The organism is Paraburkholderia mimosarum LMG 23256 = NBRC 106338 (assembly GCF_000739815.1).
In the GTDB taxonomy this organism is placed as follows: Bacteria; Pseudomonadota; Gammaproteobacteria; order Burkholderiales; family Burkholderiaceae; genus Paraburkholderia; species Paraburkholderia mimosarum.
The window spans coordinates 1-10970 of the sequence record NZ_BBJJ01000061.1 but is presented as its reverse complement, the minus strand read 5'-3'; the positions used below and the strand labels follow the sequence as shown (position 1 = coordinate 10970).

Sequence of the window (10970 nt, the reverse complement as noted above, 5' to 3'; positions counted from 1 at the left end):
CTTCGCCCTGACTACTTACCGGGGTTGCCCCGATTCAAGGTCGCCGTCCATGATTCCGCCAGAGTCGATCACCTGTCATTCAAGCGCGCCAAAAGACAATCTGGGGTGTGTTTCCAGCAAATTGCGGAAAAACATCCATTTCGACAGTGGGGATATTAACTTTTACCGCAAATGCATGGCAGAGCCCGACTTGAGCCGCGTGGCGACAGATGCGTGTGAGCGCGGCTTTCTGGTGGGCGTGTCGCTGGCCAACGGCCACCGGAGAAAGATTTTTCAGGGCGCGCGTGCTCTCGACAGGCGCTTTGAAGTCGACTCGATCTATATCCGCGATTTTTCGCAAGCGTATCAAGCGGACATGTACGGGAGCTTCGATTTCGTTCTCGTCGAGCTCTCGCGTTCGTTTCTCACCCGGCTCGAGGACGAACACAATATTCCCGCGATTGGGGGCTTGACGTGTGGCCCCGATCCGAAAGACCCCGTGCTGGGGCATCTGGCGCGCGCGCTAGCGGAAAATCTCGAAGTCGCCGGGCCGCTCAACCGGCTTTTCGTCGAGCAGGTCGGGCTTGCCATCGGCACCCATCTCGCGCGGCAGTACGGCAATTTCGGTTCGGGCGGCGAGCGCGCGAGAGGTGCGCTCTCTGCCGTCAACGAGGCCCGCGCCAAGGAACTGTTGCTCGATAAAACGCGTGCGAACGCCTCCATTGCCGACATCGCGCGCGAATGCAATCTCTCGCGCGGATACTTCATTCGCGCGTTCTCCCGGTCGACAGGGAAAACGCCCCACCAGTGGCTGCTGGAACAGCGCACGGAACAAGCGCGCCAGCTCGTCGAACGAACCGGCATGACGCTCTCGGAAATTGCCACGCTGTGCGGCTTTGCCGATCAAAGTCACTTGAGTCGCATGTTCCTCAAGGTGCTGGGCATGACGCCCGGCGCGTGGCGCCGGCGCACCGGTTTTGAAAGCGGCGGCTCGCGCGATGCGAGTCCTACCACCCGTACTTGAGTTCCACGCCGGCGTAATCGGCGTTGTGCCCGCCCGCTTGACGGATCGTGTTGCCTACCTGGAAATGCACGGCTTCGATCGAGCCAATCAGGTTGGCGGCCATGGTCCAGTCGGCGCGCAACTGCACATACATGCCCGTCCACAGGCTGCCCTTGCCCGCAGTGCCCGGCACGATCTGACTCGCCTGTTGATACACCGCGTCGCCGGTCGTCTCGCGCCACTGAAAGCCCAGCGCGCCGAGCAGCGCGAGATTCGCCGCCGGCTTGAGCGTAATGGACGGCTTGATGTGGACGAGGTTCGTGTATCCCGTGTAGCCGGCTAGCGTGAAGTAATAACCGTTCGGAAACAGCGGATTGAACGTTTCCACGCGGCCATCGTGCGGATGCCGGTCACCCGAAGCCGCGTCGATTTGCAGGCCGATGTGGGGCGACCACGGCAGGTCGAGCTTGTAGCCCGCGATCGAACCCACTGCCCACGCGCCGATCGTGCTGTTCCCGACCGTTCCCGTTTGCAGCATGCCTTCGATGTCCCAGTCGAAGCTGCCGTGCGTACCGGTATAACGCAGATCCCAAACGTCGCGACGCTCGGGGCCGCTTGCGTCGAGGTATCGCGCTTTGCTGCGGTTGTAGCGCGACCAGTAGCCGGAAACATCGCCCGGACCCAGCGACTGGCGCTCGAAGCGTACGCCGCTGAAGGTGAGATCGCGATTCGATATGTCGTCGAACACCGTCGCGTTGCGATACTGCACCGGCTGCGTCGCGTAAGCGATGAAGCGCCACTTCTGGTATTCGTAGTCGGCCCAGACCGCATCGAAAGCCTGACGAACGTTCGGACCATCACGCACCGAAACGAAACGCTGCAAGTCGAACGCCATCTCCTGCCGGCCTACGCGGAACTTGAACGTGCCGCCGCCGACCGCGCCCGTCCAGGTCGCGAACGCCTGCTCGAGATCCAGTGGATTCTTGTCGACGGGCGTCACCACGTTCTTGCCGAACGCGCGTGCATCCTCGAGTTGCACGAAGAATTGCCAGTGTTCGGCGATATGCGCGTCGGCATGGACCTGCACGCGCTGAATCACATAGGTGTCCGACTGCGCCGAGCCGATGCCGAACAGCGGCGCATTATTGGTTTCGAGGCGCTCACGCAGGTTCACGCCGAGCGAGAGATACGAAGACGGGTCGCCGCCGAGCGGAATGTACTTGAGGCCGTCGAGCGGTTCGCGCTGCACACAGGGGTTGGCGAGCACGGACCAGTCTTCCTGCCAGCGATTGAACAGCACGACGGGCCTTTTGGCGTTGCACGCAGCCGCCGCCGCGTCAGCGGTCGCCGCCGCGGCGCCACCGGCGGCATCGATAGCGCCGGCCGCGGGCGTCACGTCTGCTACGGGCGCAGCAGCCGGATCCGCGAGCGCCGCATTAGCGCCGCCCAGCAAGAGCCCGGCGATGGCGGTCAGGCTTGCGGTCTTTTCGAATCGACGTCCGCGCGTCGTGGTCAATGCCATGGATTTCCTTGTCATTCCCCGCTTGGGGTTGTAATCGTCCGCACCGCTCATATGCGTCCCGGTGCCGCCGCGCGTTCGTGCTCGCCGGTGGTCAGCGCAAGGCCCGCGAGCGCGCACGCGGGCGCGAGCAGCGCCCAGAATCCGAGGTGACGAAAGCCCATCGCGCCCGCAATCGCGCCGATCGCGAATGCCACGATGGCCGGCGCCGTCTGCGCGAATCGCGAGCGGGCCGCCGCGCGCACGCTCCCGGCCGCGTCGGCCGCAAACATGTCGACCACGTCCAGGATCGCTTGCGTGACGTTGCCCGTCATCACCGTGTTGGGCACACCGAAACGCTGGATCAGCTTCGGATGCGCGTTTTGCACACCCATCGCGAACGCGCCGACGACACCAGCGACGATCGCCGCGACACCGTGGGGCTGGCCGACCGGCGCCGCCCATACACCGGCGAGGCAAAAGCCGAGCATGAGCACGGCCTGCACCGCGTGGAGCAGGCGCGCGCCGTGGCGTGCATGCCGCGCCGAGAGCGAACGCACCATCACACTGCTGGCCACGACCCCGCCGATGAACGCGGGAAACACAATGAGCTTGAGCAGAATGTCCTGGCCATAGCCCGCGACGCCCGCGCCGATCAGCACGAAGTTGCCCGTCACGTGCGCCGTGAACAGCCCGAACAGCGCGACGAAGCTCAACGTATCGACAAACCCGGCGATCGCGGCAAGGATCGTGTCCTCGGATTTCATTTCGCCACGCTGGCGTGGATCTCGGCCACATAGCCGCCAGGGAACTGGACGATGGCGGCTTCGCGCCCGTCCGATTCGAACGGCGGCACGAGCACCGTCACGCCGGCGGCCTTCGCCTTCTGCAGCGTCTCGTCGAGCTTCGAGACTTCATAGCCCGTGGTCTCCCGGCCGAACGGGTAAGGCAGATGGCCATCCGTCACGAGCACGGTCATCTTGCCGAAGCCCGACTCGATGCGAATGCGCCGATAGGTGTCGTCCGGCCGGCCGATTTCGACGCCCGGCGCCTTGAGGTCATCGGACACCACCTTGCCGTGCGAGAACTTCACGAAATCGTGAACGAGCTTGTGCACGCTCTGCGCCGACACGTAGACGCGGTTCTCGGGAACCGTCTGCAGCGCGTCGTAGTGCGGCGCCTGGGTATGCCAGTAGAGTTGCATGTTCACGCCGCCCGGCCACTGGATGACCACGTCGCGGCCGATGGGGTCGGGGAACGTATCGACGACCACATCGGCGCCGTGCGCGCGCGCCGCGTTCACCGCGGCGTCCATGTCGGTCACGAGGTAGCCCGTGCGCTCGGCGCCGAAGGGGTAAGGCATGGGCGTCTTGAAGCCGAACACGGAGATCGTGCCCACCGGCGTGAACACGAGTTGCGACATTGTCTGGCTGGGCGTGGGCGTCACCTGGAAAACGCCTTGCTTCGACTTGCTGCCGCCGAAGGTCGCCACGAAGCTGTCGGTGAAGCGATCGTAATCCTCGGGCGCGACGTACACGTGCGTCGTGTCGTACTGCGGACCGACGGCAACGGCGGGCGTTCCGGCGTCCATGACAGGCGGCTTCGCGAAGGTCACCGGCGAAGCGGCGAGACCGCACGCAATCATGACGGCAAGCAACGCCGAGCGGATGGGTTTCATAACGATATTCCCTGTTTGTTTCGTTCTACTGTTCAATGAATCAGACAATGCTGCGACCGGCAGCATCTTCCGCTTCGCTGCAGAGGGTCGCGAGCACGAGTGCTGCGACGAGGCCGAGGTGCTCGAAAAAACCGTTGAGCGCCATGAACCGCGCGACCCCGGTCTGGTTCCAGAAGTCGTTGGCAACCAGCATCGCGACGATGGTGAGAATGCCAAGGCCGCCTGCGCCGATCCACACGAAGCGACGAAAAATCACGCACAGCGAGCCGCCGATCTCGACGGCGACCGCGAGCGCGGCCCAGAGCGCAGCGGGCCGCAAGCCGAAATGCGCCTGCTCGGCGATCGCCGCGCCGAAGTTCATCGCCTTGTCGATGCCGCCGATCAGGAACGCCGACACGAGCGCAAGGCGTGCGAGGGGCGCGACCCACGGCTGCGAAAGCAACGTGCGAACCCATGCGGGACTGCCGCGGGCGGTCATTGTCGCCATTTCAGATCGCCCAGCACGAGCAGCCAAGCGCGCCCCAGAATGCCTTCGCGTCCGAAACGGGCAGCGCGCTACCCCACGCGCCCGCGTGCGCATGACCGTGCATGTTGCACGCACTCGCGCAGCCGCACATCGCCGCCGCGGCGGCTCGTTGCAGCGGCGCACCGTTGTTCTGCGTCGCGCCCCAGCCGCCATAGCCGCCATACTGGCGCACCGGCGACCAGTCGGGCATCGCGTGGGGAATCGGCGCGTCGTGCTGCGAGAACGGGCCCGCGCCCCAGACGATCCGGCCGCCCACCACGGTGAGCAGCGCGGTGGTATCGGCAATGTCGTCCTCGGCGCACGCGAAGAAGTCGCGGTCCGGCACCATCAGGTCGGCCAGTTGCCCAACCGCGATGCGGCCTTTCTTGCCTTCCTCGTTCGAGAACCAGGTGACATATTCCGTCCACATGCGCAGGGCCGTTTCACGGTCGAGCAGGTTGCGCTGCGGATACAGGCGCAGGCCGGCGACCGTCTTGCCGCTCACCAGCCAGGCGAGCGACACCCACGGGTTGTACGAAGCCACGCGCGTCGCGTCGGTGCCCGCGGAGACTTTCAGGCCCTTCTCGAGCATCCTCGCGACGGGCGGCGTCGCTTCGGCTGCACGCGCGCCGTATTGCTCCACGAAGTATTCGCCCTGGTAGGCCATGCGGTGCTGCACCGCGATCCCGCCGCCCAGTGCCGCGATACGATCCATCGAACGTTCGGACACGGTTTCCGCATGATCGAAAAACCAGTTGATGCCGGCGAGCGGAATGTCCTTGTTGACCTTCTCGAACACGTCGAGCGCGCGGCTGATCGTTTCGTCGTAAGTCGCGTGCAGCCGCCATGGCCAGCGATTCTGTGCAAGCACGCGCACCACGCCTTCGAGTTCGTCCTCCATCTCGGGCGCAAGCTCCGGGCGCGCGACGCGGAAGTCCTCGAAGTCGGCCGCCGAAAACACGAGCATCTCGCCCGCGCCGTTCTGGCGGAAATAGTCCGTCCCGTCGTGATACTTGACCGTGCTGGTCCAGTTCACGAAGTCCTCTTTCTCGGCCTTCGGCTTTTGCGTGAACAGATTATAAGCAATGCGAATCGTCATCTCGCCCGCGTCGTGCAGCTTGCGAATGACTTCGTAATCGTCGGGGTAATTCTGCGATCCGCCGCCGGCGTCGATGGCGCCTGTCACCCCGAGCCGGTTCAACTCGCGCATGAAATGGCGCGTCGAATTGTATTGATACTCGGGCGGCAGTTTCGGGCCCTTCGCGAGCGTGGCGTAAAGGATCGCGGCATTGGGACTGGCGAGCAGCAGGCCGGTGGGATTGCCTGCGCCATCGCGCAGGATCGTGCCTCCCGGCGGCTCCGGCGTGTCCTTCGTATAGCCGACTACACGCAGCGCGGCTCTATTGAGCAACGCACGGTCGTACAGATGCAGGATGAACACGGGCGTATCGGGCGCCGCCGAGTTGAGCTCCTCGATCGTCGGCAGGCGCTTTTCCACGAACTGGTGTTCAGTGAAGCCACCGACCACGCGCACCCATTGGGGCGCCGGCGTGATCGCAACCTGCCGCTTGAGCATTTCCATGGCGATGGCGAGCGAGCGCACGCCATCCCAGCGCAGCTCCATGTTGTAGTTGAGACCGCCGCGGATCAGATGCAGGTGATTGTCGATCAGACCGGGCAGCGCGGGCCGGCCAGCGAGATCGATGACTTTCGTCGCGCGGCCTGCGAGCGGGACGACGTCGGCATCGCTGCCGACCGCCACGAAGCGGCCGTCGGCAATCGCCACCGCAGTGGCGACCGGATTCGAACGGTCCAATGTCGTGAACCGCCCGTTATGCAGAATGAGATCGGGTTGGCTACCGGTGGCGCTCATTGCGTTTCCTCGCTTGACTCAATACGATTAAAAGCCGAACAACGGCTTGAGGGTGGGAACGACCTGCGCGCCGATCAACATGCCCAACAACCCGACCAGGGCAATGAGCGGCGGCGCCGGCGAGCGGACCTTGAGCACGCTGTAGATCACGCCGATCAACACGCCCGCACCCAGTGACACCAGATAAGGTTCCATACGATCACTCTCACAGTCGGTTCAGAACGCTGTTTGCCAGCAATATTTTGTTGTCCTTATCTCAAGAAGAGGTATATGCCGTGCCTTCTTCTGGACTGGACTGCCAACATGAAAAACCCTGCCCGAACGCGAGCACCGGGCGCACGCTCCGCGTGCTGTTTCCGTATTACCTTGTGTGCGCAAGCAGGCGGCGCCTTAGCAGGGAGCGCGCCGCATCCCGCTTGCGCAAGCGTGAAGAACGCGTTTACTTCGCAGGCACCGCGGCGAGCAGCTCATGCTGCTCGTTCGTGCGTTGCGGCGCCTTGTGGACCATGGTGTACGCATAGTCGACGCCCATGCCGTACGCGCCCGAGTGTTCCTTGGCAATCGCCATCACCGCGTCGTAGGTTTCGCGGCGCGCCCAGTCGCGCTGCCATTCGAGCATTACCTGCTGCCACGTAACGGGCACGACGCCGGCCTGGATCATGCGCTGCATCGAATAATCGTGCGCATCCTTGGACGTGCCGCCCGATGCGTCGGCCACCATGTAGATTTCGTAGTCGCCTTCGAGCATGGCGCAGAGCGCGAACGTCGTATTGCAGACCTCCGTCCACAGGCCCGCCACGACCACTTTCTTGCGGCCGTTAGCGGCAAGCGCATCGCGCACCTTCTGGTCGTCCCACGAATTCATCGACGTGCGCTCGAGCAGTTTGTGGTCAGGAAACACGTCGAGCAGTTCCGGATACGTGAACCCCGAGAAGCTTTGCGTCTCGACCGTGGTGATCGTGGTCGGAATCCGGAAGACCTTGGCCGCCTTGGCGAGGGCGACGACGTTGTTCTTCAGCACCTGGCGGTCGATCGACTGCACGCCGAAGGCCATTTGCGGCTGCTGATCGATGATGATGAGCTGGCTGTTCTGCGGGGTGAGTACTTCGAGTTTCGGATTAGTCATGATTTGTATGTCCATTGAACCGGCCGGAGCAAGTCCGCCTCGCCGGAGTGATCGGGTGGATGCCAACCTACGTTTTCGCTGCGAAAGCTGTTGTCCAGCAGCATTCATTTCACATGCAAACCCAGAAAATCGATAATGAAAAAACCGGAAATAATCTGATTCGCAAAATTGATCCTTAAATAATCTGAATCGGCCTTCTCTCGATCCCGCGAACCCGCTACGCTTCAAAGCGTTTCTCCCCAAGCGCTGTGCAACCCTGCTGCCCGTCAACGAGGTCCGCAACATGAAGCCGTATTTCCTTTCGCTATGCGCCGGCATCCTTGCCGGAGTCGTTTATGGTGCGATCGGCGTGCAGTCGCCGGCACCGCCCACGATCGCGTTGCTCGGCCTGCTGGGCATGCTGGCCGGCGAGCAGATCCTGCCGCTCGCACGACAGGTGCTAGCAGGCCTGAAGCCGGGCGCCGCATGGCGCGAAGCGAAATGCAGCCAGCACATGTTCGGGCGCCTGCCAGGTGCTCAGGTACCCGACGCGGCCGCACGCGACCAGCAAACTTCCTGACGGTCCGCCACTCGCACGAGTGCGCGCCGCGCCATCTGCAGCACACGAATGAACAACGTCGAACTCTTTCAATACCTGTTGCTGCTGATCTGCGGCGCGGGCGCGCTGACCTGGCTCGCCGGCCGCCTGGCCATTCCGCCTGCCGTCGTGCTGCTGGTGGGTGGCTGCGCGATCGCGGTTGCCGGCAAGCGCGTGCCCGACATGGACCCCGACCTGCTGCTCGCAGCGGTCATGCCGCCACTGTTGATGTCGAGCGCGTTCTATACGGCGTGGAAGGAATTCCAACGGGAGATCGGCACCATCGTGTCGCTCGTGCTCGGCGCCGTGACGTTCACGACGTTCGCAGTCGCCGCCGCGGTGCACGCCTTCAATCCCGGCCTGCCATGGGCCGCTTGCTTCGCGCTGGGGGCGATCGTCTCGCCTCCCGACGCCGTGGCCGCGAAGGCGATCTTGCAGCGCAACCCGCTGCCCGCGAGGCTCGTAGCCGTGCTGGAAGGCGAGAGCCTCGTCAACGACGCGTCCGGCCTGCTGCTCTACCAGATCGCAGTGTCGGCCGCGCTGGCGAGCACGATCACCATTGCGGGCGGAACGGGCCTGTTCGTCACGCTCACGCTGATCGGCGTCGCGGTCGGGCTTCTATGCGGCCAGGCGATGTGCTGGGTACTTCCGCGTCTGCACGATCCGATGCTCGGCATCGTCGTGACCTTCGTGGCCGCCTGGGGGAGCTACGGCATCGCCGAAGCCGCGCACGGCTCGGGCGTGCTTTCCGTCGTGACCTGTGGCCTCGTGCTGGGCATCCGGCAGCATCGGGTATTCGACGCCGATATGCGTATCAAGGCCAAGGCAACCTGGGAAGCGATCGTGTTCGTACTGGACGCGCTCGTGTTCATCCTGATCGGCCTCGCGCTGCACGGCATCCTCGCGCGCGTGAATCAGGAAAGCGCGGTATGGATCGCTGGCCTGCGCGTCGCTTTGCCGGCTACCGCGGCGGCAATCGTCGCCCGCCTCCTGTGGGCGTTCGCGGCGGTCTGGCTGCCAGGACGCATCCGCAGCAGGACGCCCGGGGCTCGACCGTGGTCGTTCGGCGAGGCGGTCGTGCTCGGATGGGCCGGCATGCGGGGGGTCGTCAGCCTCGCGGCCGCGCTTGCGCTGCCGGGCAGTTTTCCTGGGCGCGATCTGATCGTCTTCAGCACCTTCCTGCTCATCATCGCGACACTTGTCCTGCAAGGCGGGAGCCTCGCGCTGCTCATCCGGCTACTCGGGCTACGCCCGGGCGAACGCCCTACCATGTCCGAGCACGAGGCGCGCGTGCACATGTTCGGCGCGTCGCTGGCCGCGCTCGAAACGACCGGCAAAGAGACGTCCGGCATCGAACACGCGACATTCGAGCGCCTCGTCACCGAATACCGGATCCGCGTTGCCGCGAACGAGAACGCGCACGCGTTTGGCGCCGAACAGGTCGAGCACCGTGCGCGCTTCCTGCGCGTCGAACTCGATCTGGTGGGCGTATCGCGCGACGCATTGCTCGATCTGCATCAGGACGGCAAGGTCGACGACGCCGTGCTGCATCGTATCGAGTCCGAACTCGATCTGGAGGAGTTGCGCCTGTTGCGCCTGCTCGAACCGTGACGCGGTGCTCGTCTCACGGTTCAATCCATATTGACAGCGCGTGGAAGCTGCGGGCACCGAGCGCCGCTGAATTATTCTCAATTTACCCGCCATCGCGCGGCGCTAGCCCGTCGCCTGGCCCACGCGCGCTTCGAGGAATTGCAGCAAGGTGCGCACTTTGGTCGAATGGCGCCGGTTGGGGAGATACGCGGCGTAGGCGACGGCGTCGCCGTTATGCGGCGTCACGCGCCAGTCGTCGAAACAGTGCATCAGGCGGCCCGCGCGGATGTGCTCGTCGACAAGCCACGCGGGCAGCAGCGCAAAACCCTGCCCCGCCAGCGCCGCTTCGAGCAGCATGTCGAGGTTGTTGGAAATGAGGCGCCCGCGCACGTTCACCTTTTCCTCCGCTTCGTCTTCCCCTGGGCCGCGCGAGAACGTCCAGACCTGGCGGGCGCGATAACTGCCGCCGTACGCGATGCGCAGGCATTCGCGTTCTGCCAGTTCGCCAGGGTGCCGGGGCATGCCGGCGTGTTCGAGATAGTCGTGGTTCGCGACGACAATGCGTGGATTGTCGGCGAGCCTGCGCACGATGAGATTGGGATCGCCCGACGGCAGCCCGATACGCACGGCGATGTCGATACGCTCGATGCCAAGGTCTACGAAATGATCGGCGACCACCACGTCGAGCGCTACGCGCGGATATTCGCGCAGATACGCCGCCAGATGCGGCGCGAGAACCACGCGGTTGTAGACGGACGGCACCGTGATGCGCAGCGCGCCCGCTGGGGCGCCGCCGCTGTCGAGCACGCTTTCGTCGGCCTGGGCGAGATCGTCGAGCACCTTCGAGACCTGCTCGACATACGCCGTGCCCGCATCGGTCAGGCTGACGCGGCGCGGCGTGCGCGTGAGCAGCGCCGTGCCGAGCGAGGCTTCGAGCGCATCCATCAGACGTGTGACGGACGACGTCGCCACCCCGAGGCGCTGGGCGGCTTTGGCGAAGCCGCCTGCGTCCGCGACCTCGAGAAGCGTATTGAGCGCGAGAAGTTTGTCCATCTGCCGATTATGCCAGCGGGAAGTTTTTCGGCCGCTGTGCCGGTGACGGGTCCGACGGCCCGAGCCCTATGAATTAATGGCCAGATTG

Annotated in this window: 11 protein-coding genes; 3 read left to right on the top strand and 8 right to left on the bottom strand. The window is 64.4% G+C overall.

Annotation, left to right across the window (positions count from 1 at the left end; translation table 11 throughout):
• The first annotated feature begins 49 nt into the window (after positions 1-49).
• Complete coding sequence (locus BMI01S_RS28940) at positions 50-1003, top strand: helix-turn-helix domain-containing protein (RefSeq protein ID WP_042291402.1); 954 nt, start codon at positions 50-52, stop codon at positions 1001-1003.
• Here BMI01S_RS28940 and BMI01S_RS28935 read toward each other — a convergent pair.
• The 7 genes from BMI01S_RS28935 to BMI01S_RS28905 form a co-directional block, all read right to left on the bottom strand.
• Entirely contained in the window at positions 987-2504 is a 1518-nt protein-coding gene (locus BMI01S_RS28935) for an alginate export family protein (RefSeq protein ID WP_028212230.1), read from the bottom strand. The two genes, BMI01S_RS28940 and BMI01S_RS28935, sit on opposite strands and share 17 nt — an antisense overlap.
• 47 nt (positions 2505-2551) lie before the next feature.
• On the bottom strand, positions 2552-3247 hold the full coding sequence (locus BMI01S_RS28930; RefSeq protein WP_028232174.1) for a YoaK family protein: 696 nt from the start codon (positions 3245-3247) through the stop codon (positions 2552-2554).
• On the bottom strand, positions 3244-4158 hold the full coding sequence (locus BMI01S_RS28925; protein ID WP_028232173.1) for a VOC family protein: 915 nt from the start codon (positions 4156-4158) through the stop codon (positions 3244-3246). The genes BMI01S_RS28930 and BMI01S_RS28925 overlap by 4 nt, the downstream gene beginning before the upstream one ends.
• Before the next feature lie 40 nt (positions 4159-4198).
• The gene (locus BMI01S_RS28920) at positions 4199-4645 is read right to left on the bottom strand and encodes a DoxX family protein (protein ID WP_028232172.1); all 447 of its coding nucleotides are present in this window, start codon (positions 4643-4645) and stop codon (positions 4199-4201) included.
• Between the two features lies 1 nt (position 4646).
• The gene (locus BMI01S_RS28915) at positions 4647-6536 is read right to left on the bottom strand and encodes an amidohydrolase (RefSeq protein ID WP_028232171.1); all 1890 of its coding nucleotides are present in this window, start codon (positions 6534-6536) and stop codon (positions 4647-4649) included.
• A gap of 27 nt (positions 6537-6563) precedes the next feature.
• Positions 6564-6731, bottom strand: coding sequence for a DUF1427 family protein (locus BMI01S_RS28910; RefSeq protein WP_036019146.1), 168 nt, complete (start codon positions 6729-6731; stop codon positions 6564-6566).
• A gap of 244 nt (positions 6732-6975) precedes the next feature.
• On the bottom strand, positions 6976-7662 hold the full coding sequence (locus BMI01S_RS28905; protein WP_028212235.1) for a hydrolase: 687 nt from the start codon (positions 7660-7662) through the stop codon (positions 6976-6978).
• Positions 7663-7945: 283 nt separating this feature from the next.
• Here BMI01S_RS28905 and BMI01S_RS28900 point away from each other — a divergent pair, with 283 nt between their 5' ends.
• Positions 7946-8221 carry a DUF1427 family protein gene (locus BMI01S_RS28900; RefSeq protein WP_028212236.1) on the top strand — a complete coding sequence of 92 codons (276 nt, stop codon included), beginning with the start codon at positions 7946-7948 and terminating at the stop codon, positions 8219-8221.
• Between the two features lie 48 nt (positions 8222-8269).
• Complete coding sequence (locus BMI01S_RS28895) at positions 8270-9850, top strand: cation:proton antiporter (protein WP_028232170.1); 1581 nt, start codon at positions 8270-8272, stop codon at positions 9848-9850.
• 102 nt (positions 9851-9952) lie between these two features.
• Here the strand turns inward: BMI01S_RS28895 and BMI01S_RS28890 are convergent, their stop codons facing one another.
• Positions 9953-10882: a LysR family transcriptional regulator gene (locus tag BMI01S_RS28890; protein WP_028232169.1), complete on the bottom strand. Its 930-nt coding sequence runs from the start codon at positions 10880-10882 to the stop codon at positions 9953-9955.
• Between the last annotated feature and the right edge of the window lie 88 nt (positions 10883-10970).

Excerpts from the sequence above, each read along its gene's own strand:
- BMI01S_RS28940 (WP_042291402.1), top strand. The coding sequence starts at position 50 with ATGATTCCGCCAGAGTCGATCACCTGTCATTCAAGCGCGCCAAAAGAC.
- BMI01S_RS28935 (WP_028212230.1), bottom strand. The coding sequence starts at position 2,504 with ATGGCATTGACCACGACGCGCGGACGTCGATTCGAAAAGACCGCAAGC.
- BMI01S_RS28930 (WP_028232174.1), bottom strand. The coding sequence starts at position 3,247 with ATGAAATCCGAGGACACGATCCTTGCCGCGATCGCCGGGTTTGTCGAT.
- BMI01S_RS28925 (WP_028232173.1), bottom strand. The coding sequence starts at position 4,158 with ATGAAACCCATCCGCTCGGCGTTGCTTGCCGTCATGATTGCGTGCGGT.
- BMI01S_RS28920 (WP_028232172.1), bottom strand. The coding sequence starts at position 4,645 with ATGGCGACAATGACCGCCCGCGGCAGTCCCGCATGGGTTCGCACGTTG.
- BMI01S_RS28915 (WP_028232171.1), bottom strand. The coding sequence starts at position 6,536 with ATGAGCGCCACCGGTAGCCAACCCGATCTCATTCTGCATAACGGGCGG.
- BMI01S_RS28910 (WP_036019146.1), bottom strand. The coding sequence starts at position 6,731 with ATGGAACCTTATCTGGTGTCACTGGGTGCGGGCGTGTTGATCGGCGTG.
- BMI01S_RS28905 (WP_028212235.1), bottom strand. The coding sequence starts at position 7,662 with ATGACTAATCCGAAACTCGAAGTACTCACCCCGCAGAACAGCCAGCTC.
- BMI01S_RS28900 (WP_028212236.1), top strand. The coding sequence starts at position 7,946 with ATGAAGCCGTATTTCCTTTCGCTATGCGCCGGCATCCTTGCCGGAGTC.
- BMI01S_RS28895 (WP_028232170.1), top strand. The coding sequence starts at position 8,270 with ATGAACAACGTCGAACTCTTTCAATACCTGTTGCTGCTGATCTGCGGC.
- BMI01S_RS28890 (WP_028232169.1), bottom strand. The coding sequence starts at position 10,882 with ATGGACAAACTTCTCGCGCTCAATACGCTTCTCGAGGTCGCGGACGCA.